The following is a 26966-nucleotide window of genomic DNA, read 5'->3' as shown; positions in this document are numbered from 1 at the left end:
ATTTGCAGATTCACTCAAAATCTGTCATGCTTCACACATATTTGGATTTATCCAAAACAAAATTTAGTTGAACAAGGGGAGTAGCCTCCTCCAAACGTTAAACACTCTTTATGAATATTTAACGTGTCAGAATATCGTCATTACACTTTGCAAAAAGTCGGTATCTGAGCATCTTAAGTTTAAATACAAAGATGTAGGCAAGACCTTGATCATGTTGTTACAGATGTTTTATTTCATCTGGCGACTGGTCAAGGTTTTTTTATGGCTGGTTGCTAGATGTGGAGAATTCCCCCATGGAAACAATCGGCACTTTATGGCTGTATTTAGCATTCTTCGGTATTGTTACCGTTATGCTAATCATCGACTTTTTAGGCTTTAAACAAAAGCAAGGTCAAGAAGTTAAAGTTAAAACCGCAGCATACTGGAGTATTGCTTGGGTTACAGTCGCAACTTTATTTGGTGGTGGCTTGTGGTTGTACCTAGAACAAACCGCAGGCGCGACAGTCGCGAATACCAAAGTAATGGAATACTTTGCAGGTTATTTACTCGAAAAATCACTCGCTATTGATAACGTATTCGTTTGGCTCATGATTTTCGCAGCCTTTGCTATTCCACCTGCATTACAACGTAAATTACTGTTATACGGCGTATTAGGCGCAATTATTTTACGTACCATCTTTATTTTTATTGGTGCATGGTTTGTTCAAGAATTCTCTTGGATTCTCTACATCTTCGGTGCGTTCTTAGTTTATACAGGCTTCAAATTCTTAAAAGGTCAAGATGATGACCCTAATATTGAAGATATGGCAATTCTAAAATGGCTACGTAAACACATGCGTATTACACCAAAGCTAGAAGGCGATAAATTCTTTGTTCGTCAAAATGGCATGCTTTGGGCAACACCACTTTTCTTGGTTTTAATTTTAGTAGAAGCATCTGACGTTATTTTCGCAGTCGATTCTATTCCTGCTATTTTTGCAGTAACGACTGACCCGTTCATTGTATTAACTGCAAACTTAATGGCAATTTTAGGCTTACGTGCAATGTTCTTCTTATTGTCGGGCGCTGCATCTAAAATGCATTACTTACCGTATGGCTTAGGTCTTATTTTAGTGTTCATTGGCTTTAAAATGCTGATGCTTGACGTATTTCACATGCCAATTTGGATTTCATTAGGCTTTATTGTCATTACCCTGACAATTACAGCAATTTTGTCGATTCGACACAGTAAAAAATATAACGAAACAACCTTATAAGCTTAAAATATAAATGATAAAAGCCTTCCTTTGGGAGGGCTTTTTTAATCTATTAATTTTAACTTTGACCATTTCCCTAAAAAATCCTTTGTTTTTAATCTATATAAAAACACATCATGACTGACTAAATTCTTATTCCAACGTAGCTTCAGTTCAAATAAGTCTGACAATCCAAAGGGTGCGATATATTCAATTTCATTTAGCTGATTCAAACGCACCGCAATTGCTGTTGCGGTTTCAGGCCATAACGACAACGCATGCTCAATAGACGTTAATGGCGCAATTTTTTCACCCGAATCTGTTTTATACCAAGTATGCAAAAAAGCTTGATTGGTGATATCCCACTGTATATTTGGAAAGATTTTCGACATTTCTTTTTGTAATTTTTCTGCATGACAATTATCAAATCCATCATAAAAAATAACATCAACTTCCGTATTTTCTAAAGCGTACTCTTGATCATGTAAATGTGCCCAAACCGTATTACGAATAATGCCTGCTGCAATATATGCTTGTGATTCTATAGCTTTTAAAGCCTTTAAAATTTGCATGATATTCGTATTTTTAAGCAAAATATTTTTCAAATTTTCAGCATACTTTTCTTCCATATTTATCATTTTCACATTCCATCTAATTTTTAAATAATGATCCTAAATTCCAAATTGGTAAAGATTATGTGATGAATCATGGAAGAGTTGATTTTTTACGTTACAATCAAGCGAAAAAAGTACAACCATAGGTTTTCTAATGTCTTCAATTTTATCTCCTATTGCCATTCGTGGTCGTTTTCTCGATATTCAAAATACAGTTTCAAAAGCATCCGATATCGACCAAGCTGTTCGATATATTGAAGATGGCTTACTCATTAGTCATGAAGGAAAAATTTCATGGTTTGGTACGTGGGAAGAAGGGCAATCTCAACTTAATGCAGATATGAATGTTCAGCATTATTCTGATCAGCTCATTGTTCCTGGTTTTATCGACACGCACATTCACTTTCCACAAACAGAAATGATTGGTGCGTATGGCGAACAACTTCTAGAGTGGTTAAATACTTATACTTTCCCAACTGAAATTCAGTTTGAAGACAAAGCATATGCAGACAAAATTGCTCAATTCTTTGTAAACGAACTTCTTAAAAACGGCACAACAACTGCACTGGTTTTTTGCACGGTTCATCCTCAATCTGTAGATGCTTTATTTGAAGTTGCAGAACAGCACCAAATGCGTTTAATTGCAGGTAAAGTGATGATGGATCGTCATGCACCTGAAGCTCTTTGTGACACAGCAGAAAGCGCATACACAGACTCTAAAGCGCTGATTGAAAAGTGGCACGGAAAAGGTCGTAACTTGTATGCAATCACCCCACGTTTTGCACCTACATCTACACCTGAACAGCTTTCTGCGGCAGGCAAACTGAAAGCTGAATTCCCAGATGTTTATGTACACACGCATTTAAGTGAAAATAAAAATGAAATTGCGTGGGTAAAAGATTTATTCCCAGAACAAAAAGGCTATTTGGATGTTTATCATCATTATGGTTTAACAGGCTCGCGTTCTGTATTTGCACACTGCGTTCATTTGGAAGATGAAGAGTGGGATTGTATGCATCAAACCGATTCTGCAATTGCGTTTTGCCCAACTTCAAACTTGTTCTTAGGTAGCGGTTTATTTCCTTTGAAAAAGACATGGGAAAAGCAAGTAAAAGTAGGCTTAGGCACAGATGTAGGGGCAGGGACTTCATTTAACCAACTACAAACACTGAATGAAGCTTATAAAGTTCAACAACTACAAGGCGATAAACTCTCTGCATTTGAAGCGCTTTATCATGCAACAATTGGTGGGGCAAAAGCCTTAGATTTAGATGAAAAGTTAGGTAACTTCAACATTGGAAAAGAAGCCGACTTTGTTGTTTTAGATTTAAAACCAACAGCAATTCAAGCTTTACGCCAAGAACGTGCTAAAGGTATTGATGATTCACTTTTTGCCTTAATGACGATGGGTGATGACCGCAACATTCATAGCACTTATGTATTTGGTCAATTGGCTTATCGCAAAAATAATGCTGAATAATGAATGTCTTTCATCTTTTGTCTGTTGAATAAAATTGACCCATTGTTCTATTTCATTTTGGGGATATTTCACAATTTGAAAAACAATGATTACATTCTAAACAGGCAAAAGGGATGCATCTCATTCTAAGATGTATTAAAATTAAGATAATATGAGGTGTTGCTGGTCAACGCCTTTTTTATTTTTAACTTTTTTCTTTAGGTATCTACCCATGACCGTTCAAATGAGCGTAATGATTTCCACAGAAGAAATCCAAGCTAAAGTTAAAGAGCTTGGTGCAATTATTGATGCACACTACGCAAACAGTGACAAAGAATTAGTACTTGTAGGTTTATTACGTGGTTCTGTAATTTTCATGTCAGATTTATGCCGCGCAATCACAAAACCACACGAACTAGATTTTATGACGGTATCAAGTTATGGCGGTGGAACCGTATCTTCAAAAGACGTTAAAATTTTGAAAGATTTAGACGGCGAAATTCGTGGTAAAGACATTCTTGTTGTTGAAGATATTATCGACTCAGGTAATACCTTAAGCAAAGTTTTAGAAATTTTAAGTACACGTGAGCCTAATTCAATTGAGCTTTGTACTTTAGTGAGCAAGCCTTCACGCCGTGAAATTGATTTAGAAGTTAAATTTTTAGGCTTTGAAGTAGAAGACAAATTCATTGTTGGTTATGGCTTAGATTACGATCAAAAATATCGCCATCTTCCATTTATTGGTGAAATTGGTCTTTAATCAGTTTCATTTTAAAAAGTGGCGTAAGCCACTTTTTTTATTTTCATAAAAAAATTAAAGAACAAAAAACCAACAACTTTTAGCCAAACTTTTCTTTCCTCTTCACGTTTTTTATTTAATGATAGATTTACAAGTTTTTATAATACAAAGATAAATAACAAGGAGATTCATTATGTGGTCACTCATCGTTGCGATTGTTATTGGTTTTGTTGCAGGCTTAATTGCTCGTGCTATTCACCCTGGTGAAGATAAGGCAGGTTTTTTTGTTACCGCTGCATTAGGTATTGCAGGCTCATTACTTGCAACATACGGCGGACGTTTCCTTGGCTTATACCCAGAAGGGTCTAGTGCAGGCTTTATTGCTTCTATTATTGGCGCAATTATCATTCTATTTATTTATAATTTAATTGCGAAAAAGTCGTAAATTAATGAATAAAAAAGCACCGAATTCGGTGCTTTTTTAGCTTTAAACTTAACTTATAAACCAAATTCTTTAAAAATTTGTTCAATTTGTTCAGCAGGATATGCACCTGAAACTTTGAATCCATTCGAGAAAATAATGGTCGGTGTACCACTAATTCCCAAAGTACGTGCCAAAGAAAGGTTACGATCAATTGGGTTTTCACAGGTCTTTTGACCTGTTGGCTCATAGCCTTTTGAAATTAAATCATCCCATGCTTGTGCAGGATTTTTCTCACAGAAAATTTTCTTAGATGGTGCAACAGATTGTGGTTTAAATGCCAAAATAAAAGTATTGATTGTGACATTATCTAGCTTTTTAAGTTCTGCTTCTAACTGCTTACAGAAAGGGCAGTTTGGGTCTGTAAATACCGCAATTTGACGTTTACCATTTCCCTTAACTATTTTAATTGCATCATTAAATGGAAGTTTATTCCAATCTAGTGAATTCTGCTGAACCAACAAACTTTTAGTTAAATTTTGCTTATCTTTCAAACGAACCATTGAACCAGCAAGAATATGTTGAGCATCATCATTTAAATAAACAACTTGCCCATTTAATGAACCGCTGTAAATTCCTTTCATTTCTGTAACTTGAATATTTTGAATATTCACATCGGGATTATTTTTAGCCAAATTTGTTTTTACTGTTTCTACATTTGCAAATGCAAACGTAGACATAAATGCTGTTGCTATAAGTATGGCTTTTTTCATTTTAAATTTTCACATTTATTAAATTGCCTTAATTCTACGCTTTTCACTTTACAAAAGTGTTTGATTTTCTTTAACTCAAACCACAAACACTATAAATTGTTCCACGTGAAACAACTTATATTTTATTAATTTCAACTGAGATGTGTACAATTTCATCATGAACTGAAAGCGCATGACGAACATCATCTGCTGTTAAGTTTTCATTGGTTTCTAAAGATAAAATACAAGAAAACTTACCTTTAGCCACTTTCCAAACATGAATATCTGTAATATTTAAATTAACAGATAATTCATCAATCACTTGTCTAATTTCATCTACAACAGGGTGATCCATTTCAGCATCTAATAATGTTTTTCCAGCTTCTTTCATTAATCCTAAAGCCCATTTAGCCACAAGAATTGAACCTACAATACCCAATAAAGCATCAAGAAAATCCCATCCCATATACTTACCTGCGATTAATGCAACAATTGCAAATACAGAGGTCACAGCATCTGAAACCACATGCAAAAAGGCAGCTTTTTGGTTTAAATCATGATGATCATTTTCCTGAGCATGATTATGTGAATGCTCATGCGAGTGATGGTGATGGTGATGGTGATGGTGATGGTGATGGTGATGGTGATGGTGATGGTGATGGTGATGGTGATGGTGATGGTCGCCATCATGAAGTAACCAAGCACAAATAAGGTTGATCATTAAACCTAAAATCGCAATTGGAATAGCTTCGTTATAATGAATTTCAATAGGATTTATAATTCTAATCACAGATTGTACAGCCATAAAAACAGCAACGACCATCAATAAAATTGCACTGCTATAACCCGCTAAAATTTCGATTTTCCATGTACCAAAACAAAATCTAGAATCTTTTGCATAGTGTCTTGCTGCTCTGTAAGCAAAATAAGCTAAACCCAATGCAAGCATATGTGAGCTCATATGCCATCCATCGGCAAGTAAAGCCATGGAATTAAAAATCCACCCTCCAATGACTTCTAACAGCATCATAATTGCCGTTAAAATTGTCGCGATTAAAATTCGCTTTTGAGCTAATGGATTTCCTTCATCAAATTGATGTGAATGTATTCTTTTAGATTGAAAATTTTGCATAATGATAGGGGAATAATATACTCCCCTATAGTATATTTATTTTTTGGAGTTTTGTGTGAGTCATCTACATCAAGATAAGAAAATTTTAAACCGTGTAAAGCGTTTACAAGGACAACTTAAGGCGGTTGAAACATCTTTAAGTGAACCAGAAACGGGCTGTATTGATGTTTTGCAACAGGTTGCAGCAATTAAAGGTGCTGTAAATGGTTTAATGAATGAATTAACTGAAGCGCATTTGCGTCATCATGTTTTAGCCGATGCTGAACAAGTCAATGAAGAAGAGTTAACTGAGTTTTTAAAATTATTAAAGCGGTATGGGTAGTCTGATATAGTATTGTTTTTCTTAATTATAATATCAGGGGGAATAATGCTAAAACGGATCTTAATCTTCGGGCTTTTAATATCACTCAGCGCTTGTACGTCTATTCAAGTTAATAATACGCAAGGATTTCAAACAAAGAATATCAAACACATTTGCATTATAAAAAATGCAAGAGTTACCATCGGTGATTTTGAAAATATGATTGTAAGAAGTCTAGCTAGATACAATATTCGAGCTGAGGTTTATCCTGAACAATCTAAACCTTTATTTTGCGATGTCACAATGACTTATACCGCTTTAAGAAGTTGGGATATGACAACATACCTAAGTTCAGCAAAATTTGTGCTCTACCAACATAATCAGCAAGTTTCTGAAGCAACGTTCCATTTAAAAGGCAAAGGTGGTTTAGCATTGAATAAATGGCGTTCTACTGAAACCAAAGTAAATGAATTAGTTGATGAATTACTAAAATAAAAAAAGCCCTCATTTGAGGGCTTTTAAAATATCGAATTACTTTCCAATACAGAACGATCCGAAGATCTTTCCTAATAAATCATCTGCACTAAAATCACCCGTAATTTCACCTAAGGCATTTTGCGCTAAACGAAGTGACTCTGCGACCAATTCACCTGCGTTATAAACCACAAGTTGCTCACGTGCTTCTGCTAAATACTCCTGAGTGCGCTTCATTGCGTCTAAATGACGTGTTCTTGCAATGAATGTATCTTCTTCAGGTTGGAAGCCTGCATGCGCTGTAATCGCATCTATGAGCGATTGAACACCTGTTTCTTGTTTCGCAGACACAGTTATATGACGGAAACCTTGATAATCTAAAATTTCAGCGCTTTTTCCTGTTAAATCAAACTTATTACCAATCAACATTAACCGCTTTGGCTCAATATGATCTGCAAAATATTCTTGAGCCAGAGCAAGTGGATCTTCACCTTGGCTCAAGTCATAAACAAGCAATAATAAATCCGCTTGTTCAATTTCTTTAATCGCACGACGAATACCTTCTTTCTCAACAATATCGCCTGTTTCACGTAAACCCGCGGTATCGGTTAAGGTAATTGGCAAACCATTTAAAGTAATTTTTTCGTGTAAAACATCACGTGTTGTTCCTGCAATATCCGTCACAATGGCACGCTCAATGCCCGCCAAAGCATTTAATAATGAAGATTTACCTGCATTCGGTTTCCCCGCAATAACAACTTGCAAACCTTCACGTAGCAATTGCCCCTGACGCGCAGATTGTTGAACAGCAGTTACCGCATTAGTAACACCATCTAACAGGTTTAAAATTTTGCCGTCAGCTAGGAAATCAATTTCTTCTTCAGGAAAATCAATTGCAGCTTCAACGTGTAAACGCAAATGAATGAGTTGTTCTAAAACCGCATTTACTTTTGTTGAAAATGCACCTTGCAAAGAACGAACAGCTGAGCGTGCAGCAGCTTGTGATGTTGCATCGATTAAATCTGCAATAGCTTCTGCTTGAACTAAATCTAGTTTGCCATTTTCAAAGGCACGCATAGAAAACTCACCAGCTTTAGCAGCAACAGCACCAAGCTCAAATAAGCGTCCTAAAAGTGCATTTTGAATCACAGGACCACCATGACCTTGTAACTCAACAACATCTTCACCAGTAAATGAGTGTGGATTTGGAAAGCAAATTGCTAAACCTTCATCCATCACTTCATTATTTGCATCGTAAAACTTACGAAAACCAGCATAACGTGCTTGGTCTAATGCTTTTTTTGTTAGTGCTTCTGCAATTTCATACGCTTTTGGACCCGATAGGCGAATCACCCCGACACCACCACGACCTGGTGGTGTGGCAATAGCAGCAATAGTGGTTCGGTTTTGCATAAAATTCACCTAAAAAATCTAAAAGTACATACAAATAAAAATCCGCCTAAGATTACCATCTTAAGCGGATTTATTCAGCTATTCAGCAAGTCTTACTTTGCTGCGTTCGCTTCTTCACGTTTTATACGGTCTTTTTCAACAGATTTGTTGATTAAACCTTGCTGTAAAATCGTAATACTGTTGTTACAGATCCAGTAAAGTACAAGACCTGCTGGGAAGAACAACATAAATACAGTGAAGATAATTGGCATAAATTTAAATACTTTCGCTTGCATAGGATCTGCAGGCTGAGGGTTTAAACTTTGCTGAACATACATGGTTACACCCATTAATAATGGAAGAATAAACCATGGATCCATTGCCGATAAATCTTGAATCCAAGCTAACCATGGTGCATGGCGAAGCTCAACAGATTCCATCAATACCCAATACAACGCAAGGAAGATTGGCATTTGAAGCAATAATGGTAAACAACCAGAAAGCGGGTTTACTTGTTCACGTTTGTAAAGCGCCATCATTTCTTGAGAGAAACGCATGCGGTCTTCACCAAACTCTTCTTTCATGCGTTGCATTTCTGGTGCAATCACACGCATTTTCGCCATTGAGCGGTAGCTCTTAGACGATAAAGGCCAAAGAATAAGTTTAACAAGAATCGTCAATAAAATAATTGACCAACCCCAGTTTCCAACAATTCCGTGGAAGAATTGCAAACCTAAGAATAGAAGTTTAGCAATTGGCCACAACCAACCGTAATCTACAGTTTGGTTTAAACCAACAGCCAAATCTTTCAATTCAGATTGAATTTTAGGACCTGAATAGAATGTCGCATCTACCTCAGCAACAGTGCCAGCAGGAACTGTGATTGTCGGAGATGTAAAACCAATGATGTTCATATCATCAGCAGATTTACGAGATTCTAATTTTGCTGTGAAAGCTTGACCTTCACCTTGTGTTAACTTGATATCACCAGGAATCCAAGCACTTACAAAGTAATGCTGAACCATAGCAACCCAAGCATCTTTCGCATCTACACTTAACTTTTCTTCACTAAAGTTAGCAAATTTAAGTTTATTGTAGTGCTCATCAGGCGTACCCCAAGCTCCACCTAAGAATGTTCCTAAAGTAAATATACCTTGGTCAGACTTACCTGGATCTTCTGAGTTATCACGCTTAAGCTGACCAAACATTTGACCTTGCCAAGCGCCTGCACTGCGGTTAATCACTTTATGATTAACAACAACTGGGTAATTACCTTCTTTAAACGTGAAGGTTTTGATAATTTCAATACCATCAGTTGTTTTGTATACCATTGGAACAGTTAAAACTTTAACTGCTTTTCCATCTTTATCTTGTGTCGCTTTAGCGTCGGCTAAGCTATAAGTTGTTTTTTCAAACTCATATACAGGACGACCATTACGACTACTATCTGGACCATTTAGACCAATTAAACCAGATTGTGCGACATAAGTACGTTTTGCATCACTCTCAAGCATTACAAAAGGATCATCACTGTCTTTATTTTTGTCATGATTGAGTAATTCAATACGAACAATATCACCGCCTTTAGGATTAATCCAAAGGTGGTAAAGGTCAGTTTGTACTGAAATAAGTTGTTGACTTACAGGTGCTGTGGCATCGGTAGTCTGTTGCGTAGTTGCAATATTTGCTAGCGGCACATCAGTCGTTGCTGTAGCCGTTTGACCATTTGGCAAGTCTGCGGACACATCTTTAGAAACAGCGACAGCTTCTTGCTGTACTTTAGGTTCTACGTGTCCATAATCTTTTTGCCAAGCCAAAATGAGCAAATATGCGACAACGAACATAGCTCCTAGAATGGCAATCCTGGCCCATTGTTGCATATCAATTACCCCAAGTGGTTAGAGTGATTTTGGTTCATTAAACGATCACGAAAGGGTACAACAACGTGAAGCGTTTGAGAATCTATTTGCTGAAATGAAATAAAACGAATTACCTTTGGAGGGACAGGGTCATAACCCGATCCTCCCCAGGGATGACAACGACAAATACGTCTAGTCGCCAGCCACACACCACGCACAGCACCATGTGTATGGACTGCTTCCAATGAATATTGAGAACAAGTGGGAATATAACGACAGCGAGGTCCTAATAAAGGACTAAGCGCAATCTGATAGAAACGAATAAACCAATGCAGTAAACGAACCATTGGCCATCTCTACTTTTGTGGGGATGGAACTATTTTTGAATGCTTTTTGGCAAGGCGTTGCAGTTTTTGCCAAGCACTTTGTAATTGCTGATGCAATTCAGCGTTTGGAATTGTATCAATACCTGATTTAGGCATAACAACAATATCTAAATCATCTAATTGCTGTTGATGCAGGCGAAAACTTTCGCGAGCAAGACGTTTTACTCTATTTCTTTCATGTGCACGACGCACTTTCTTTTTAGCAACAACAATACCCAAACGGCTGTTAGGCAATTCGGAACGTTTTGCTAAAAATAAGAAATGGGGCTGATGCACTTTAAAAAGCGCACCATCAAACACACCTTTATAATCTGCAGCACAGCGTAATCGAACCTCTGTGCTGAAGCTATAAAGTTTTGTTATAACACCCAAGGTTATAATAACTTAACTGATTAAACAGTTAAGCTATGACGACCTTTTGCACGACGGCGAGCTAATACTTGACGACCAGCTTTAGTAGCCATACGAGCACGGAAACCATGAACGCGCTTACGCTTTAATTCAGATGGTTGGAATGTACGTTTCATATTGAAACTCCAAAAATGATCTTGCTATGAAGGTTCGCGATTTTAGTGCTCATTGCTTGAGCTGTCAATGAAAAACGCTACTTGTAACAAAAATGATGTCTTTTTTTAAAATTAAGTCTTTTATAGAATATATTTTTAAAATATACTTATTAACAACTTAACCTACTAATTTAAATAAATATTTAAAACTTAACAACATATTTATCAACAAATTACTTTTTAATTCAATTAAGCTAACTTAATTGTTTTAGTTTTAAATTTGAATTTAAATAAATTTAAAAATATAACCACAAAATTAAGGACTCTTATTATTAAATTCAAATTTATAAATTTAAATTTATTATTATTAGTGTTGATTATTTCTGTGGAAATCATATTTTTTCATTATAAAAACAGTTGTTTATATTGTGGATATTTATGTTCTAATAAAAAGAATACTTTGTGGATAACTTTGTGATATATTTTATCCACACCTTATTTATTATCTTATCCACAGGTGAAAGAATTTAAATTTATTTGCTTGTTTTACGCTTTTTTGTACAAATGAGCTTTAATTTGCCATGACAGATGTGGATAACTTCGTTAGAATGGCGACCCGCTTTTGCGGTCTTGAATATTTTTAATACATCATATTATGTAACGAACAGGGGGTTCGCATGCTTTGGACAGACTGCTTAACTCGTTTAAGACAAGAGTTATCGGGTAATGTCTTTACAATGTGGATTCGTCCTTTAATTGCAGAAGAATTAAACGATACATTGCGTTTGTACGCACCTAATCCATATTGGACGCGTTATATTCAAGAACATCACTTGGAATTAATTTCTATTTTGGCTGAACAACTGTCTGAAGGGCGTGTGTGTAAAGTTGAAATTTTAGTTGATTCACGACCTGGTGCTATTTTATCTGCAAGTGAACAACCTGCAACAACAACTGCTGCTTTAGAAATAGCACCAGTTATTAAACTGAAAAAAGAGAAAGAAGAATTAGGACATAAAAATAGCCGCAAACGCTTACTTAATCCGTTATTTACTTTTTCTTTATTTGTAGAAGGTCGTTCAAACCAAATGGCTGCCGAAACATGCCGTAAGGTTTTAACTCAGCCGGGTGCATCTCAACACAATCCTTTATTTTTATATGGACCTACGGGTTTAGGTAAAACACACTTAATGCAAGCGGTAGGGAATGCTTTATTGCAAGCTAAGCCAAATGCACGTGTGATGTATATGACTGCCGAAAGTTTTGTCCAAGATTTCGTAAAGTCATTACAGCAAGGAAAAGTAGAAGAATTTAAAAAGAATTGTCGTTCTTTAGATTTATTGCTGGTTGATGATATTCATTTACTGGCGGGTAAAGAAGCAAGCCTTGTTGAGTTCTTTTATACGTTTAATGCATTGTTAGATGAATCTAAGCAAATTATTTTGACTTCAGATCGTTATCCAAAAGAATTAACAGAATTAGATCCACGTTTAGTTTCGCGTTTTTCATGGGGCTTATCTGTAGGTGTTGAACCACCAGATATTGAAACTCGTATCGAAATTTTGTTGAAAAAAGCTGAAAGTAACGATGTTGATTTACCACGCAACTGTGCTTTATTTATTGCTCAACAAGTTGTTGCGAACGTTCGTGAGCTTGAAGGTGCTTTAAATAAAGTTGTGGCTATTTCACGTTTTAAAGGGACTCCAATCGATTTAGAAGTCGTTCGTGAATCTTTAAAGGATGTTTTAGCAATTCGTGCGCGTACAATCAGTACTGAAAATATTCAGCGTGTCGTAAGTGAATATTTCAGAATTCCGTTGAAAGAAATGATTGGTCCAAAACGTACACGAATTTATGCACGCCCGCGCCAATTGGCAATGGGTTTGGCACGTGAATTAACAGGTGATAGTTTCCCTGAAATTGGGATGGCTTTTGGTGGTCGAGATCACAGTACAGTGATGCATGCATGTGAAAAAGTGCAAAGCTTACGTGAAGAAGATCCGATCTTTAATGAAGACTATAAAAACTTGCAACGCTTGTTGCAAAGTTGATTAAAACTGTTCAAATTATGTTCTTGCAATGCGGTATTTTCTACCGCATAGTAGACTACTAAAAAATTTATTTATTATTAATCTTCAGTTGTTAGAGGAATGAATCGTGCGTTTGAAAATCGCCAAAGAAAGTCTATTGAATGTTCTATCACATGTTGTTGGAGCGGTAGAGCGTCGCCATACTTTAAACATTCTGTCTAATGTGAAAATTCAAGTAACTAATGAATTATTAACGATTACAGGTTCTGACTTAGAAGTTGAGCTTGTTGCAAGCATGCCATTAGCGGAAGGTGCATGTTTACAAGTGGGTGAAACGACAGTTCCTGCACGTAAATTGGTAGATATTTGTAAATCATTACCAACAGCGGCTTTAATTGACTTTCAAATTACTGAAGATCAACGTTGCATTTTAAAATCTGGAAATAGTCGTTTTGTATTAGGAACTTTACCAGCAGAAGATTATCCGCTTTTAGCAACTGAAAATGTACAAGGCACAGAAGTTTCTGTAACTCAGCGTGAATTAAAACGTCTATTTGAAAAAACTGCATTTGCAATGGCAGTTCAAGATGTACGTTTTTATTTAACAGGTACATTGTTAGAAATCGATCAAACACAACTTCGTGCTGTTACGACTGATGGTCACCGTTTAGCATTGTGTGAAACTGCGGCAACATCTACAGCGACACAAGCTGTTCAAGCGATTGTTCCACGTAAGGCAGTAGGTGAATTACAGCGTTTATTAAGTGTTGAAGATGAGCAATTATCTTTGTTAATTGGTCGTGAATTACTTAATGTGACCATCACAATTGCAAACCGTGACAAAGAACAAGGTGATATTACTGTTCGTTTCACGACTAAATTAATTGATGGTAAATTCCCTGATTACCGTCGTGTAATTCCACGTGGTGGCGACAAAGTTGTAATGATTGCACATGATGTATTTAAACAATCACTTCAACGTGTAGCAATTTTAAGTAATGAAAAACTACGTGGTGTGTTCTTAAACTTCAACGCAGATTCATTGCAGCTTCGTGCGAATAACCCAGAGCAAGATGAAGCAATTGAAGATTTAGCAATTCAGTACGCTGATGCATCTTTAGAAATGTCTTTTAACGCGCAATATTTAATTGAAGTATTAAGCGTTTTAGATGGTGATGATGTTTCTATTACCATGACTGAAGCGAATCAATCTGTATTGGTACAAGATCCAACGCAACAAGATCAAACTTATGTTGTTATGCCAATGCGTGTTTAATTTGCAGAATTTTATTCAGATTCAATTATGCATATCACGCGTTTAAACATAGAACGTGTTCGCAACTTAAAAGCGGTTGCACTCCAAGAGTTGCAGCCGTTTAATGTCTTTTATGGGCAAAATGGTTCAGGGAAAACATCTGTTTTAGAAGCCATACATTTGTTGGCAACAGGACGTTCATTTCGAACACATATTCCAAAAAACTATATTCAAAATAATACGCAAGATGCCATCGTATTTGCACAATCTCTAACTGAAAAAATAGGGATGCAAAAACTGATAAGTGGCGAACAAATTATAAAAGTAAATGGTGATAATGTTGCAACTCAAGGTCAGCTTGCAAAAATACTACCTTTACAGCATATAGATCCGCAAAGTTCAGATATTATTGACTATGGTGCAAAACCAAGAAGACAATTATTAGATTGGATGATGTTCCACGTGGAACCTGAGTTTTATCATGCGTGGCAATATTACTCTCGGGCACTGAAACAACGGAACAGTTTATTAAAAGCAAATAGACGTTTAACCCTTACTGACTTAGAGCCATGGAACTTGATGCTCAGTGAATATGGTGAAATTTTACATAGTCAGCGAGTGGGAGTGGTTGAGAAGTGGAAGCAATATTTTGCGCAAGATTTACAGGCTTTATTACCCAATTTAAATATTGAACTGGAATATGTAGCAGGCTTTCGTGCAGACACAGGATTGTTAAACGATCTCACAAATTATCATTATAAAGATGTCGAACGAGGCTACACAGAGTTTGGTCCACATAAAGCAGATTTGCGTTTAAAAACTCCAACAGGAGATGCAGATAATGTATTATCACGTGGACAAAAAAAATTACTTGTTATGGCACTAAAGCTATCGCAGATTGCAATGCTACATGATTGCAATAGGGAAACTGTGGTATTATTAGATGATCTGACAGCAGAATTAGATTTAACCGCACAACAACGTTTAATTGAGCGATTGAGCCAACTTGGTAGTCAAGTTTTTATTACCACATTAGACCATGAATCAGTACAAAAGCACTTACATGATTTGTCTATCTCATATCAGTTATTCAATGTTGAAAACGGTACAGTTCAAGTTGTTGTGCAATAATTTTCCAAGTTTGGATAAACCTATTTTTCACTAGGGAGAAACCATGAGTTCAGAAGATCAAGCTGCTTCTCAAACAGAACAAACCACTGAAAAGGCTTATGATTCCTCTAGCATCAAGGTATTACGTGGTCTAGACGCAGTACGTAAGCGTCCAGGCATGTATATTGGTGATACAGACGATGGAACAGGCTTACACCATATGGTGTTTGAAGTCGTAGATAACTCTATCGACGAAGCTTTAGCAGGTCACTGTGATGAGATTTTAGTCACTATTCATGAAGATGAATCTGTTTCTGTATCTGATAATGGTCGTGGTATTCCTACCGACATTCACCCTGAAGAAGGTGTTTCGGCAGCAGAGGTTATTTTAACAATTCTGCATGCTGGTGGTAAATTTGATGATAATAGCTATAAAGTTTCTGGCGGTTTACATGGTGTAGGTGTTTCAGTTGTAAACGCTTTATCTGAAAAATTGCTTTTAAATATTCGTCGTGCGGGTAAAACCTACGAACAAGAATATTGCCATGGTGACCCAGTTTATAAACTACGTGAAACAGGTACAACTGAAACTTCAGGAACTACTGTACGTTTCTATCCAAGTGCAGAAACTTTTAGCCAAACAATTTTTAATGTTGATATTTTAGCGCGTCGTTTACGTGAACTGTCGTTCTTAAACGCAGGCGTTCGAATTGTTTTACGTGATGAACGTGTCAATCTTGAAAATGTGTATGACTACGAAGGTGGTTTGTCCGAGTTTGTTAAATATATTAACCAAGGCAAAACACATCTAAATGAAATCTTCCATTTTACAACACAAGCAGAAAACGGCATTGGCGTTGAAGTTGCATTGCAATGGAATGATACATATCAAGAAAATGTTCGTTGCTTTACTAACAACATCCCTCAAAAAGATGGTGGTACTCACTTAGCCGGTTTCCGTGCTGCGTTAACACGTGGTTTAAACAACTACATGGATAGCGAAAATATCCTGAAGAAAGAAAAAGTTGTTGTTTCAGGTGATGATGCACGTGAAGGCTTAACTGCAATTGTTTCTGTTAAAGTGCCAGATCCAAAATTCTCTTCTCAAACGAAAGAGAAACTTGTTTCGAGTGAAGTAAAAACAGCTGTTGAACAAGCAATGAATAAGTCATTCTCTGAATATCTTTTAGAGAATCCTCAAGCTGCTAAATCAATTGCTGGGAAAATTATTGATGCTGCACGTGCACGTGATGCTGCACGTAAAGCACGTGAAATGACACGTCGTAAAAGTGCATTAGATATTGCAGGTCTTCCTGGTAAATTGGCAGATTGCCAAGAGAAAGATCCAGCTTTATCTGAACTTTACTTAGTCGAAGGTGACTCTGCGGGCGGCTCAGCAAAGCAAGGTCGTAACCGTAAGATGCAAGCAATTTTGCCTCTTAAAGGTAAAATTCTAAACGTAGAACGTGCGCGTTTCGATAAGATGATTTCATCTCAAGAAGTGGGTACGCTTATTACTGCATTAGGTTGTGGTATTGGACGTGAAGAATATAATCCTGACAAATTGCGTTATCACAAAATAATTATTATGACCGATGCCGACGTCGATGGTTCGCACATTCGTACGCTACTATTGACTTTCTTCTTCCGTCAAATGCCTGAACTTGTGGAACGTGGTTATATTTATATTGCACAACCACCGCTTTATAAATTGAAAAAAGGTAAGCAAGAACAATATCTTAAAGATAATGATGCGCTTGAAACTTATTTAATTTCAAATGCAATTGATGAGCTTGAATTGCATGTAAGTGCAGAAGCACCTGCTATTCGTGGTGAAGCTTTAGCACGCGTTATTGCAGATTATCAAACATCGCAAAAGAGCTTGCAGCGTTTAACTTTACGTTATCCAGCAACTTTACTTGATGGTTTATTGGCAATTGAAGCATTTAAGCTTGATCAAACGAATGATGAAGCTTATGTTCAACAATGGGCTGAGACGCTTCGTCAACATATTGAAACGACTCAACCAAGTTTGCGCCCAGAATTAACGCTAGAAGCATTTGAAAAAGAAAATGCTGACGGTACTAAATTCACGACATATTTCCCACGTATTACCATTTACGTTCATAATTTACCGCATTCATATTTATTAGATGCTGGTTTATTGGGTTCAGGTGAATATGCGCGTTTATTGAAAAACTCGAAAAGTTGGTTCACATTACTTGAAGAGGGTGCTTACTTACAAAAAGGTGAGCGCAAGATTCCTGTATCTAGCTTCCATCAAGTTTGGCAAAATATTATTCAAGACTCGCGTCGTGGCATGATGATTCAGCGCTACAAAGGTCTTGGAGAGATGAACGCAGAACAGCTTTGGGAAACAACAATGGATCCTGAAAATCGTCATATGCTGCAAGTGACAATTGAAGATGCTATTGAAGCTGACCGTATGTTCTCTTGTTTAATGGGTGATGATGTGGAACCTCGTCGTAAATTCATTGAAGAAAATGCATTAAATGCAGATGTTGATGCGTAATTGATATCTTTAAAAAGCATCCTACGGGATGCTTTTTTTATGTCTTATTAAAAATACAAAATAATTAAAAAATGTACTTTTATAAAATTGACTTATTTAAACAACATAATGATGATGGATGAAAAGAAATCCTGAATAACAGGTGGAATATAACGTGAATTATTTATTAGAACAAAGTCGTGATGCTTGGATCAATGCCTTTTTTACAGGAAATTATGAGGTATTGGCACAATATGAAGATGAAAATTTTAAAGTTATTTATGAGCAAGATGGTCGTATTGAAACTAATTCAGTGAGATATGAACGTATTGCGCATGCTGTGCAAAATGGAGTGTGGAAGCCACGTAATCCAGATGTAGAGTTTGAAGAGTTCGAATATAACAATGACCTTAATCAATGCACGGTTTTACTTGGACTGGAGCAAGGAAAAACGATGATTCAGGAAAATTGGATTTTTGATGGACGATGGAAAATCACAGAATTAAGATTTTTAAAGAAGAAACTTGAAGAGAGTTAATTTTAGAAATAAAAAAACCGCAAAGTAGGTTAATTTACTTTGCGGTTTTTTGAAGAATTAATAAATCTTAATCATCAAAAGAATTTTCTAACTCTTCTAATTCCATCATTAATTCCAAAATGAGTTCTTCAGCAGTTTCAAGCTTAGCTTTCAATTCTGTTTGCTCATTCATAAGCTTTAACAAGTCATCTTTACGACCTGCTTCGTATAAAGCTGTATCGCCAAGCAAGTTTTCAATTTCGACTAAACGAGGCTGAATTTTTGCAACAACAGCTTCATTTTTTTCAATATTTTTACGAATAGGTCTGCCTAATTCACGACGACGAGCTGCTTCTTTACGTTGACCTTCTTTATCAAGTTTTGACAGAGTTGGTTTTACTTCAACTTGAGATTTAACAGGTGCAGCAGGCTTTTGACCGTTTTTCATCATGTCGATACGTGCTTGACGTAACCAATCTGCATACGCGACTAAGTCACCTTCAAATTCACGACTTACACCGCCATGAACTAAAATTAGCTCATCGCAAACACTTGCCACTAATTGACGTTCATGTGAAACAAGAACAACAGCACCTTCATAGTCTTGAAGAGCCATTGTTAATGCATGACGCATATCTAAATCTAAATGGTTTGTTGGTTCGTCTAGAATTAATACGTTAGGGCGTTGCCATACAATTAAAGCCAATGCCAAACGTGCACGTTCACCACCAGAGAAGCTTTCACTTGGTGTATCCATGCGTTCGCCACTAAAACCAAAGCTACCTAAGAATGAACGTAAAGATGCTTCGCTGATTTTTTTATCTGCAATACGCGCAAGCTGTAACATTGGACTTGCATTACCATCTAAAGCATCCATTTGGTGCTGTGCAAAGTAGCCAATGTTAAGTAATTCAGAGTCTTTACGCTTACCTTGCATAAGCTTTAAATCACCTACAAGTGATTTAATTAAAGTCGATTTACCTGCACCATTCATACCCAATAAACCAATTCGGCTTGTTGGTGTAATTTGTAAATTTACATTGGTTACAATCAGTTTGTCGCCATAACCGATATCTGCATTTTCAAGTTCAAGTAAAGGCGAACTCATTTTTGTAGGTTCACGGAACGAGAACGTAAATGGTGTATCTACATGCGCAGCAGATAATTCCTGCATACGTTCAAGTTGTTTAATACGGCTCTGTGCTTGTTTTGCTTTGGTTGCTTGAGCTTTAAAGCGGTCAATATACTTTTGCAAATGTGCACGTGTTTCAAGCTGCTTTTCATAAGCTTGTTGTTGTTGTGCTAAACGTTCACTACGGGTACGTTCAAATGTTGAATAGTTACCCGTGTAAAGAATAAGTTCTTGATTTTCAATGTGTAAAATATGATCGGTAATTGCATCTAAGAAATCACGGTCATGTGAAATTAGAACAAGTGTACCTTCATAAGCTTTTAACCAATCTTCAAGCCATAAAATTGCGTCTAAATCTAAATGGTTTGTTGGTTCATCAAGTAATAATAAGTCTGAACGGCTCATAAGCGTACGAGCAAGGTTCAAACGCATACGCCAACCACCAGAAAAGCTCGAAACATCAAGTTGAGATTGATGTTCAAAAAAGCCTAAACCAGCCATAAGTTGAGATGCTTTAGATGGTGCAGAATAACCATCAATTTCATCAAAACGACCATATAAATGAGCAAGTTCATCATCATTTAAACTTTCAGGATGGTCTAATTTATTTTGAATTTCCCAAAATTCTTCATCGCCAGAAAGAACAAAATCAATTGCTTTCATATCTAAAGCTTTAATTTCTTGTGCCATATGTGCAACTGTCCAAACAGCAGGACGCGTAAGTGAACCACTATCTGATTCTATACCGCCCAGCAGTGCAGAAAATAATGTCGACTTACCAGCACCATTCACGCCTGTTAAGCCAATTTTCCAACCTGGATGTAGTTGCATGGATGCTTTTTGAAATAAAACACGCCCACTACGACGTATAGAAAGTTGGTCTAACTGAATCATGAATAAAATTGAACATAAGCGAAAAGATGGCTTATTCTAATGGATGCAGGAGATAAAAGAAAAAGAACAATCAATAATTTTATAAAGCTAATGATTTCATTGGTTTATGTTTTAATGAGTGGTGAATATAAATATATCTTTATAAAAATAATGTGAAAATTAAACCCCTTTAAAATTAAATAGTATAATTCTGATGAAAATAGTCTGAATTAACATTGAATCGCAGATAACTGACCATATATTGTCTATGTTATACTTAACCCATAGTCTTTTATTTAAAGACGTTTGAATTGTATTGAGGAATCCCACATGACTGCCCAAGCACTTGAGCTATCTGATAACGCTGCAAATAAAGTACGCCAATTGCGTGACAGTGAAGGGAACCAAGACTTAATGCTACGTGTTTATGTAACGGGTGGTGGTTGTTCTGGTTTCTCTTACGGTTTTAACTTTGCAGAAAGCCAAAATGAAGATGATGCCGAATTCGTAAATGGCGATGTGAAAATGCTTGTAGATTCATTGAGCTACCAATATTTAGTAGGTTCTGTTGTAGATTATTTAGAAGGTTTAGAAGGTTCTCGCTTTGTGGTTCAAAACCCAAATGCAACAACAACATGTGGTTGTGGTTCTTCTTTCTCTATTTAAAATAAAATAGATATATGAAATTTTAAAAGCCCTCAAATGAGGGCTTTTTTATTGCAAGAAAAACTCAATATTTCATTTAATTTATTTTTAAAGAATCTATTTGTTCTGGAATTCTATTTTTAAGAAAATCCAAACACAATCTTAACGCGAGTGTTCTGTATTGCCGACTTGGCGTAACAATAAAAACATCTTCTTGAGATAAGTGCCACTCAGGAAAAATGTGTATTAATTTCTTTTGTTTAAGTAAGGTCGCAACTTGAATTTCAGCAACCGCAGCAATTCCTAAGTTAGATTCTACTGCTGTAAGTGCATGTTCAGATGGCGTAACCGTTAAACGACTGTGAATTTGAATATGCTTTGTTTGTTGTGCTTGAAAGAGTTTAATTTTATTTAAGCTTCTATTATGTGAAATTAATCTGTAAGTTTGAAGTTGCTCAGGTTCATTCGGAACTCCATATAGTTCTGCATATTGTGAGCTTGCACATAAAATACGTCTAACCGTACCTACATGCTGTGCATATAAATTTGAGTCGGCTAAATGACCAATACGAATTGCAAAATCGAAACCTTCGGCAATTAAATCTACCTTTTTATCATTTAGGTCTATATCAATTTCTATTTGTGGGTATTCACGAAGAAACTCAGAAATAAGTGGCAAAATCACCAATTTTCCAAAAGTTCCTGAAGCCGCTATGCGAATTCTACCTTTAGGCTCTATTTCTAAATTAGATAAATCACTAGTAATAGTTTCGATTTGCTGAAAAATGGGTGAAATTTCTTTTAAAAATAACTTTCCCGCATCTGTAAGTGAAGATGCATTTGTATTTCGGTTTAAGAGTTTAATTTCCAAAATACTTTCAAGGCGTGAAAGCCGATTTGATAAAGTCGATTTCGGAATATCATATCTTTTTGAAGCAGCAGATAAACTTCCAGCTTCTGCAATTAATACAAACCAATATAGGTCATCTATAGAGTAGGGTAAGCTGTTCATATTTTCGAACACGACCTTTCATTTTTATTGTCTATTCACATCATTATAGAACAGTTAAGTTATGTCAAACGGTCATTTGTATTGACCAATAAACAAACTAAATATGAAGGAAATTTCTCATGGCTTTAAACTGTGATATTGAAACAGGTACTTGTAGTGTTGGCGAATTAATGCCTAAAAAACCACAACAGGCAAAAGAATATTTGCATGATATGGCATTAATTTATATTGGTGATCCAATGTGTTCATGGTGTTGGGGTTCATCTAATGTTGTGAAAGAAGCACGTGCATTTGCTTTAGGAAAAGGGATTCAATTTTCTGCAATTGTGGGTGGTTTACGCCCTGGTGGTGGAGATGAATGGAATGAAACGCTTAAACGTTTTTTACGTAAAGAGTGGGCGAATATTCAACAAGCTACAAATCAGCCTTTTAGCTTTAAAATATTAGATCGTGAACAATTTAATTATGATACTGAACCATCGTGTCGTGCTGTGGTTGTTGCTCGTGATTTGTGGCAAGGTATAGATGACAATGATGAAAAATTATTAGAATTCTTTTCTGCCATTCAGCATAAATTTTATGTGGGCGGTGAAGATCCAGCAGCATTAGATTTTTATCAATCTATTTGTATTGAACATCATATTGATTTCGAAAAATTCTCTCAACTTTTTGAATCTGAAGTGGCGAAAGACAAAACTCATGAAGAGTTTTTATTAAATAGAAGTTGGAATATTAAAGGTTTTCCAAGCTTTGCATTACGTGTTGGCAATCAAGTGACGCCAATTGGTAGTGGTTACATGCAAATTGAAACAATTAATCAGGCAATAGAAACAGCAAATTCTAAAATTGAACAGGTTAAATAAAGACAATAAAATGGCGTATATTTTACAAGTAGATTTTCCATATGAGGGGCCTTGGGGCTCCGATATGGAACAAGCAATGAAACCTTTGGCAGATTCAATTGCTTTGGAAAAAGGATTGATTTGGAAAGTTTGGACAGAAAATCAAAGTTTAAAAGAGGCAGGTGGAATCTATTTGTTTACCAATCCTGTAGATGCTCAGAATTATATTGAAAAACATGAAAAGAGATTAAATGAAAATGGAATACATCAAATTCGTTATAAAATTTTTCATGTAAATTAGCAATTATCTCAGTTAAACAGAGCACCTATTTAATGAAAGTAGGGTAATTCAAACTTATGGGTTATGAATTGAATATGCTTCTGGTGTAGAGAAAGTTCCAAGTGGAACTTTTTGGTTAAGTATTGAGCTTAATTGTGTTTTTAAGTTTGTTATTATTTAAAGCTCATATCACATTAATGATACGAGCTTTAATAGATTTAGACAGCAGTTATTGTTCCAAGAACACGATAACCTTTAGCTCCTGTTACGCTTGGTAAGTTGCCATTTAATTGATTGATAAAACGCATTGCTAGCCATGCAAAAGCAGTTGCCTCTACCCAAGTTGGGCTTAGTCCTAAGTCTGCTGTGGTTTGAACCGTCCATTCATGTTTACGTAAACGCCAACGAAGTTGTTCTAATAAATGTGAGTTATAAGCACCGCCACCACACACATAAACTTCGCCAGTTTTCATATCTGAACGATAAATCGCTTTTTTAATTGCACGAGTGGTTAACTTCATTAGCGTTGCTTGAATATTTTCTGGGGTATCTTCTAGTTCATTATATTCAAGGTCGCTACGCCAGTCTAAAATTTGTTCATCTAACCATTCCAAATTAAAGTCTTCACGACCTGTACTTTTTGGCGGTTCTTTAGAGAAAAATTCATGTGCTTGTAAACGGTCTAATAAGCTACGAATAGCTGTGCCATAAGCTGCCCAATTGCCATTTTCATCGTATGGTTGGCCTGTATATCTATGGCACCATGCATCCATTAAAATATTTGCAGGCCCAGTATCGAACCCAAAAACATCTTCAGGTTTACCCGCAGGTAACATGCTGACATTGGCAATTCCACCTAAATTTAAAATTACGCGGTGGATGCTGTCATGTTGGAAAATATCTTGGTGAAATGCAGGAACTAAAGGTGCACCTTGACCGCCTGCTGCCATATCTCGACGTCGAAAATCTGAAATGACAGGAATTTTTGTGATTTCTGTAATGATGTTCGGATCGCCAATTTGCAAGGTAAAACCATGTTCTGGTCTGTGGCGAATAGTTTGTCCATGCGAACCAATTGCTTTGATTTTTGTTCTATCTAAATTATTTTGCTCAATTAAGGTATTAATTCCAGTACCAATCATGTTTGCAAGTGCTACATCTGCTTTTCCCATGCGGTCAATTTCGTTGTCATCGGGCAGCGTTAGTGCCATCAGTTCATCACGTAAATCTGGGTCAAATGGTAGTGTAAGGGTGGCATGTAGCTGCAATGGATCAAAAGAAGCAGCAACAATATCGACACCATCCATACTTGTGCCGGTCATTACCCCAATATAGATCGCTGTCATGATGATTCTTAAGCCTGCAATGTGCTGAAAAAATGTTAGTATATCGCACAAATTGAATAACTGACGTATTTGGGTTTTGTGATGTCAAATTTCCTGCCAGCTGAAGAACAACTTGCCCTCATCCAACGAGGCACTCATGAAATTATCTCTGAAGAGGATCTGTTAAAGAAACTTAAAGAGAACCGTCCTTTAAAAGTTAAGGCGGGTTTTGATCCTACAGCTCCAGACCTTCACTTGGGTCATACTGTACTTATTAATAAGTTAAAAGTATTTCAAGATTTAGGTCATGAAGTATTGTTCTTAATTGGTGACTATACTGCGATGATTGGTGACCCGACTGGGAAAAGCGCTACGCGTCCGCCATTGTCACGTGAACAAGTTTTAGAAAATGCCAAAACTTATCAAGAACAAGTTTTTAAAATTCTTGATCCAAATAAAACAAAAGTTGTTTTTAACTCTGAATGGTTTGCAAAAAAATCTGCGGCAGATTTAATTCAACTAGCATCACAACAAACTGTTGCGCGTATGTTAGAACGTGATGACTTTACAAAGCGTTATAACAACCATCAGCCAATCGCAATTCATGAATTTTTGTATCCATTGGTACAAGGTTATGACTCTATTGCGTTGGAAGCAGACGTTGAACTTGGTGGTACAGACCAAACCTTTAACTTATTAATGGGTCGTACGCTTCAAGGTCGTTACAACCAAGAAGCACAAGTATGTATTACTGTGCCAATTCTTGAAGGTTTAGATGGCGTAAATAAAATGTCTAAATCTTTAGGTAACTATATTGGTGTGTTTGATGCACCGGGCGCAATGTATCAAAAAGTACTTTCAATGCCAGATTCTTTAATTGAGCGCTATTTTGATTTATTGAGCTTTAAATCTGTTGAAGAAATTCAGCAGTTATTAAAAGAGGTTGCAGAAGGTCGCAATCCACAAGATGTGAAAAAGATTCTTGCGCTTGAATTGGTAGAGCGTTTCCATGGTGAAGAAGCTGCTTCAAATGCACATAAAGGTGCAGGTAACTTAATTACAGAAGGTGAATTACCAGAAGGTACACCAGAAGTAACAATTTCACGCGGTGAATTTGGTGGTGAGATGTTTATCACTTCAATTTTACGTGAAGCAGGCTTAACTAAAAATGCTGCACAAGCAAAAGATGCATTAGGTCGTGGTGCTGTTAAAGTCGATTGGCAAACAGTTGATACAACATTCTCTGTAAAAGAAAATGTTACTTTAATTATTCAAGCAAGTAAAAAGGCAATTGCGAAAGTAACATTCACAGACTAAGACACACTGTAGTGTTATTTAAGTTATTGAAAACAAAGCAGACTAAATGTCTGCTTTTTTTATATCTGAATATTAAATAAGTAACTTCAAAAAAACCTTATAAAAAAGACACTTAAATTTACCTAAAGATATTGATTTTCATTAAAGGGGTGTTTAAGCTCTAGATATTTAGGAATATATGTATATAGTGCAAATATTTAATATAAACATATATTTTACAAATATTTAGTTTGATTTTTTTGATGAGAGTTTTACCAATAACTACAACAATAACAGAATGAATCCTAAACCGATTCAACTATAGGGAGAGATTTTGGGAGAGATCTCTTTCTTTTTTTTGTCCAAAATTTAAGATTTAACTTATCTGTCTACTATTTTCTATCTTTAAGCTACTTAACGATGAGTAATTATCTCAAATTCTGAATTGCAAAAATTAAAAGCAATTACAGACGTCATAAATCTTATCTATATAAAAGTAATTTCATAAAGATATATCAATAATGCTTCCTATATATAGGTAAATGGATTTTTTGGCTGAATATTTGGAAAAGATTTTGAAAATGACTAAAAAATTTAAAAAGAACGGGTGGTAAACGGAAAAATAATGTAGGAAATAACAAATAAGAAGAAAATAAAATTCAAAATAAAATCATTTTTTTGCCTGAAACGTTCAATAAATAGCTTAAAAAAACGAATATTGCTAGTTTTTGCCGAAAAATAATACATACGTGAAAAATATTGCTAAATAGGGGTTGCAAAGCTTCAGGAATCCTCTAGAATGCACCCATACCGACGAGATAGACGGAAACGAACGAAGCACGAAGTGCTGAGTTGTTAAGTTTATTG

Annotated in this window: 26 protein-coding genes; 15 read left to right on the top strand and 11 right to left on the bottom strand. The window is 36.0% G+C overall.

The annotated features are described in order from the left end of the window. The first annotated feature begins 293 nt into the window (after nt 1-293). The gene (locus tag SKM54_RS11910) at nt 294-1256 is read left to right on the top strand and encodes a TerC family protein (protein ID WP_321095430.1); all 963 of its coding nucleotides are present in this window, start codon (nt 294-296) and stop codon (nt 1254-1256) included. A 44-nt stretch (nt 1257-1300) separates the two neighbouring features. Here the strand turns inward: SKM54_RS11910 and SKM54_RS11905 are convergent, their stop codons facing one another. Beyond that, nucleotides 1301-1873 (bottom strand): nucleotidyltransferase family protein, encoded by a 573-nt coding sequence (locus SKM54_RS11905; RefSeq protein WP_321095429.1) that lies wholly within the window; start codon nt 1871-1873, stop codon nt 1301-1303. Between the two features lie 130 nt (nt 1874-2003). Between SKM54_RS11905 and guaD the strand changes: the two genes are divergently transcribed. The 3 genes from guaD to SKM54_RS11890 all read left to right on the top strand — a co-directional run bounded on the left by guaD (nt 2004) and on the right by SKM54_RS11890 (nt 4492). Beyond that, nucleotides 2004-3329, top strand: a complete 1326-nt coding sequence (guaD, locus tag SKM54_RS11900; protein ID WP_321095428.1) for a guanine deaminase — start codon at nt 2004-2006, stop codon at nt 3327-3329. 211 nt (nt 3330-3540) lie between these two features. Next, nucleotides 3541-4068, top strand: a complete 528-nt coding sequence (hpt, locus tag SKM54_RS11895) for a hypoxanthine phosphoribosyltransferase (protein WP_154772994.1) — start codon at nt 3541-3543, stop codon at nt 4066-4068. A 172-nt stretch (nt 4069-4240) separates the two neighbouring features. Further along, nucleotides 4241-4492: a GlsB/YeaQ/YmgE family stress response membrane protein gene (locus tag SKM54_RS11890; protein ID WP_154772995.1), complete on the top strand. Its 252-nt coding sequence runs from the start codon at nt 4241-4243 to the stop codon at nt 4490-4492. 53 nt (nt 4493-4545) lie between these two features. Here the strand turns inward: SKM54_RS11890 and SKM54_RS11885 are convergent, their stop codons facing one another. Continuing rightward, nucleotides 4546-5241, bottom strand: a complete 696-nt coding sequence (locus SKM54_RS11885; protein WP_154772996.1) for a DsbC family protein — start codon at nt 5239-5241, stop codon at nt 4546-4548. Nucleotides 5242-5356: 115 nt separating this feature from the next. After that, a complete protein-coding gene (dmeF, locus tag SKM54_RS11880) occupies nt 5357-6352 on the bottom strand; it encodes a CDF family Co(II)/Ni(II) efflux transporter DmeF (RefSeq protein ID WP_321095427.1) in 996 nt (331 codons plus the stop codon). Nucleotides 6353-6407: 55 nt separating this feature from the next. Between dmeF and SKM54_RS11875 the strand changes: the two genes are divergently transcribed. Together SKM54_RS11875 and SKM54_RS11870 are read left to right on the top strand one after the other, a co-directional pair. Further along, nucleotides 6408-6674: a metal/formaldehyde-sensitive transcriptional repressor gene (locus SKM54_RS11875; protein WP_321088612.1), complete on the top strand. Its 267-nt coding sequence runs from the start codon at nt 6408-6410 to the stop codon at nt 6672-6674. Nucleotides 6675-6719: 45 nt separating this feature from the next. Then, complete coding sequence (locus SKM54_RS11870; protein WP_321090301.1) at nt 6720-7148, top strand: Sbal_3080 family lipoprotein; 429 nt, start codon at nt 6720-6722, stop codon at nt 7146-7148. Nucleotides 7149-7184: 36 nt separating this feature from the next. On the opposite strand, the gene mnmE is transcribed toward SKM54_RS11870, so the two are convergent. From mnmE to rpmH, 5 genes are all read right to left on the bottom strand, one after another. Next, entirely contained in the window at nt 7185-8540 is a 1356-nt protein-coding gene (gene mnmE, locus SKM54_RS11865; RefSeq protein ID WP_321095426.1) for a tRNA uridine-5-carboxymethylaminomethyl(34) synthesis GTPase MnmE, read from the bottom strand. Between the two features lie 92 nt (nt 8541-8632). Next, nucleotides 8633-10399, bottom strand: a complete 1767-nt coding sequence (gene yidC / locus SKM54_RS11860) for a membrane protein insertase YidC (protein WP_321095425.1) — start codon at nt 10397-10399, stop codon at nt 8633-8635. A 5-nt stretch (nt 10400-10404) separates the two neighbouring features. Next, nucleotides 10405-10725 (bottom strand): membrane protein insertion efficiency factor YidD, encoded by a 321-nt coding sequence (gene yidD, locus SKM54_RS11855; RefSeq protein ID WP_321090297.1) that lies wholly within the window; start codon nt 10723-10725, stop codon nt 10405-10407. 9 nt (nt 10726-10734) lie between these two features. Further along, nucleotides 10735-11127: a ribonuclease P protein component gene (gene rnpA, locus SKM54_RS11850; RefSeq protein WP_321090327.1), complete on the bottom strand. Its 393-nt coding sequence runs from the start codon at nt 11125-11127 to the stop codon at nt 10735-10737. A 29-nt stretch (nt 11128-11156) separates the two neighbouring features. Then, nucleotides 11157-11291, bottom strand: coding sequence for a 50S ribosomal protein L34 (gene rpmH / locus SKM54_RS11845; protein ID WP_000831329.1), 135 nt, complete (start codon nt 11289-11291; stop codon nt 11157-11159). A gap of 656 nt (nt 11292-11947) precedes the next feature. On the opposite strand from rpmH, the gene dnaA reads away from it, so the two are divergent. The 5 genes from dnaA to SKM54_RS11820 all read left to right on the top strand — a co-directional run bounded on the left by dnaA (nt 11948) and on the right by SKM54_RS11820 (nt 18715). Next, complete coding sequence (gene dnaA, locus SKM54_RS11840) at nt 11948-13321, top strand: chromosomal replication initiator protein DnaA (protein WP_321095424.1); 1374 nt, start codon at nt 11948-11950, stop codon at nt 13319-13321. A gap of 106 nt (nt 13322-13427) precedes the next feature. Then, the gene (gene dnaN, locus SKM54_RS11835; RefSeq protein ID WP_321095423.1) at nt 13428-14576 is read left to right on the top strand and encodes a DNA polymerase III subunit beta; all 1149 of its coding nucleotides are present in this window, start codon (nt 13428-13430) and stop codon (nt 14574-14576) included. 27 nt (nt 14577-14603) lie between these two features. Then, complete coding sequence (gene recF / locus SKM54_RS11830; RefSeq protein ID WP_321090294.1) at nt 14604-15686, top strand: DNA replication/repair protein RecF; 1083 nt, start codon at nt 14604-14606, stop codon at nt 15684-15686. A gap of 43 nt (nt 15687-15729) precedes the next feature. Then, nucleotides 15730-18198: a DNA topoisomerase (ATP-hydrolyzing) subunit B gene (gene gyrB / locus SKM54_RS11825; protein ID WP_154773006.1), complete on the top strand. Its 2469-nt coding sequence runs from the start codon at nt 15730-15732 to the stop codon at nt 18196-18198. Between the two features lie 154 nt (nt 18199-18352). Continuing rightward, the gene (locus SKM54_RS11820) at nt 18353-18715 is read left to right on the top strand and encodes a hypothetical protein (RefSeq protein WP_321095445.1); all 363 of its coding nucleotides are present in this window, start codon (nt 18353-18355) and stop codon (nt 18713-18715) included. Between the two features lie 67 nt (nt 18716-18782). Here SKM54_RS11820 and SKM54_RS11815 read toward each other — a convergent pair whose 3' ends face one another. After that, complete coding sequence (locus tag SKM54_RS11815; protein WP_321090292.1) at nt 18783-20720, bottom strand: ATP-binding cassette domain-containing protein; 1938 nt, start codon at nt 20718-20720, stop codon at nt 18783-18785. Between the two features lie 309 nt (nt 20721-21029). On the opposite strand from SKM54_RS11815, the gene erpA reads away from it, so the two are divergent. Further along, on the top strand, nt 21030-21365 hold the full coding sequence (gene erpA, locus SKM54_RS11810) for an iron-sulfur cluster insertion protein ErpA (RefSeq protein ID WP_154773008.1): 336 nt from the start codon (nt 21030-21032) through the stop codon (nt 21363-21365). Between the two features lie 76 nt (nt 21366-21441). Here erpA and SKM54_RS11805 read toward each other — a convergent pair whose 3' ends face one another. Then, the gene (locus SKM54_RS11805) at nt 21442-22368 is read right to left on the bottom strand and encodes a LysR family transcriptional regulator (RefSeq protein ID WP_321095422.1); all 927 of its coding nucleotides are present in this window, start codon (nt 22366-22368) and stop codon (nt 21442-21444) included. A 107-nt stretch (nt 22369-22475) separates the two neighbouring features. Here SKM54_RS11805 and SKM54_RS11800 point away from each other — a divergent pair, with 107 nt between their 5' ends. Together SKM54_RS11800 and SKM54_RS11795 are read left to right on the top strand one after the other, a co-directional pair. Then, nucleotides 22476-23219 (top strand): DsbA family protein, encoded by a 744-nt coding sequence (locus SKM54_RS11800; RefSeq protein ID WP_321095421.1) that lies wholly within the window; start codon nt 22476-22478, stop codon nt 23217-23219. Between the two features lie 10 nt (nt 23220-23229). Continuing rightward, entirely contained in the window at nt 23230-23499 is a 270-nt protein-coding gene (locus tag SKM54_RS11795) for a monooxygenase (RefSeq protein WP_321095420.1), read from the top strand. A 197-nt stretch (nt 23500-23696) separates the two neighbouring features. Here the strand turns inward: SKM54_RS11795 and SKM54_RS11790 are convergent, their stop codons facing one another. Then, nucleotides 23697-24824 (bottom strand): anhydro-N-acetylmuramic acid kinase, encoded by a 1128-nt coding sequence (locus SKM54_RS11790; protein WP_321095419.1) that lies wholly within the window; start codon nt 24822-24824, stop codon nt 23697-23699. 81 nt (nt 24825-24905) lie between these two features. On the opposite strand from SKM54_RS11790, the gene tyrS reads away from it, so the two are divergent. After that, nucleotides 24906-26120, top strand: coding sequence for a tyrosine--tRNA ligase (gene tyrS / locus SKM54_RS11785; RefSeq protein ID WP_321095418.1), 1215 nt, complete (start codon nt 24906-24908; stop codon nt 26118-26120). The last annotated feature ends 846 nt before the right edge of the window (nt 26121-26966 follow it).

The organism is Acinetobacter faecalis (assembly GCF_034187745.1).
In the GTDB taxonomy this organism is placed as follows: domain Bacteria; phylum Pseudomonadota; class Gammaproteobacteria; order Pseudomonadales; family Moraxellaceae; genus Acinetobacter; species Acinetobacter faecalis.
This window is presented reverse-complemented; position numbering and strand designations above follow the sequence as displayed.

What these genes read in the sequence shown, in the direction of transcription:
- SKM54_RS11890 (WP_154772995.1), top strand. Translation starts at nt 4,241, where the DNA reads ATGTGGTCACTCATCGTTGCGATTGTTATTGGTTTTGTTGCAGGCTTA.
- tyrS (WP_321095418.1), top strand. Translation starts at nt 24,906, where the DNA reads ATGTCAAATTTCCTGCCAGCTGAAGAACAACTTGCCCTCATCCAACGA.
- dnaA (WP_321095424.1), top strand. Translation starts at nt 11,948, where the DNA reads ATGCTTTGGACAGACTGCTTAACTCGTTTAAGACAAGAGTTATCGGGT.
- SKM54_RS11800 (WP_321095421.1), top strand. Translation starts at nt 22,476, where the DNA reads ATGGCTTTAAACTGTGATATTGAAACAGGTACTTGTAGTGTTGGCGAA.
- erpA (WP_154773008.1), top strand. Translation starts at nt 21,030, where the DNA reads ATGACTGCCCAAGCACTTGAGCTATCTGATAACGCTGCAAATAAAGTA.
- SKM54_RS11905 (WP_321095429.1), bottom strand. Translation starts at nt 1,873, where the DNA reads ATGATAAATATGGAAGAAAAGTATGCTGAAAATTTGAAAAATATTTTG.
- SKM54_RS11795 (WP_321095420.1), top strand. Translation starts at nt 23,230, where the DNA reads ATGGCGTATATTTTACAAGTAGATTTTCCATATGAGGGGCCTTGGGGC.
- recF (WP_321090294.1), top strand. Translation starts at nt 14,604, where the DNA reads ATGCATATCACGCGTTTAAACATAGAACGTGTTCGCAACTTAAAAGCG.
- guaD (WP_321095428.1), top strand. Translation starts at nt 2,004, where the DNA reads ATGTCTTCAATTTTATCTCCTATTGCCATTCGTGGTCGTTTTCTCGAT.
- dmeF (WP_321095427.1), bottom strand. Translation starts at nt 6,352, where the DNA reads ATGCAAAATTTTCAATCTAAAAGAATACATTCACATCAATTTGATGAA.
- SKM54_RS11885 (WP_154772996.1), bottom strand. Translation starts at nt 5,241, where the DNA reads ATGAAAAAAGCCATACTTATAGCAACAGCATTTATGTCTACGTTTGCA.
- yidC (WP_321095425.1), bottom strand. Translation starts at nt 10,399, where the DNA reads ATGCAACAATGGGCCAGGATTGCCATTCTAGGAGCTATGTTCGTTGTC.
- yidD (WP_321090297.1), bottom strand. Translation starts at nt 10,725, where the DNA reads ATGGTTCGTTTACTGCATTGGTTTATTCGTTTCTATCAGATTGCGCTT.
- SKM54_RS11910 (WP_321095430.1), top strand. Translation starts at nt 294, where the DNA reads ATGGAAACAATCGGCACTTTATGGCTGTATTTAGCATTCTTCGGTATT.
- gyrB (WP_154773006.1), top strand. Translation starts at nt 15,730, where the DNA reads ATGAGTTCAGAAGATCAAGCTGCTTCTCAAACAGAACAAACCACTGAA.
- rpmH (WP_000831329.1), bottom strand. Translation starts at nt 11,291, where the DNA reads ATGAAACGTACATTCCAACCATCTGAATTAAAGCGTAAGCGCGTTCAT.
- hpt (WP_154772994.1), top strand. Translation starts at nt 3,541, where the DNA reads ATGACCGTTCAAATGAGCGTAATGATTTCCACAGAAGAAATCCAAGCT.
- SKM54_RS11790 (WP_321095419.1), bottom strand. Translation starts at nt 24,824, where the DNA reads ATGACAGCGATCTATATTGGGGTAATGACCGGCACAAGTATGGATGGT.
- mnmE (WP_321095426.1), bottom strand. Translation starts at nt 8,540, where the DNA reads ATGCAAAACCGAACCACTATTGCTGCTATTGCCACACCACCAGGTCGT.
- SKM54_RS11815 (WP_321090292.1), bottom strand. Translation starts at nt 20,720, where the DNA reads ATGATTCAGTTAGACCAACTTTCTATACGTCGTAGTGGGCGTGTTTTA.
- SKM54_RS11870 (WP_321090301.1), top strand. Translation starts at nt 6,720, where the DNA reads ATGCTAAAACGGATCTTAATCTTCGGGCTTTTAATATCACTCAGCGCT.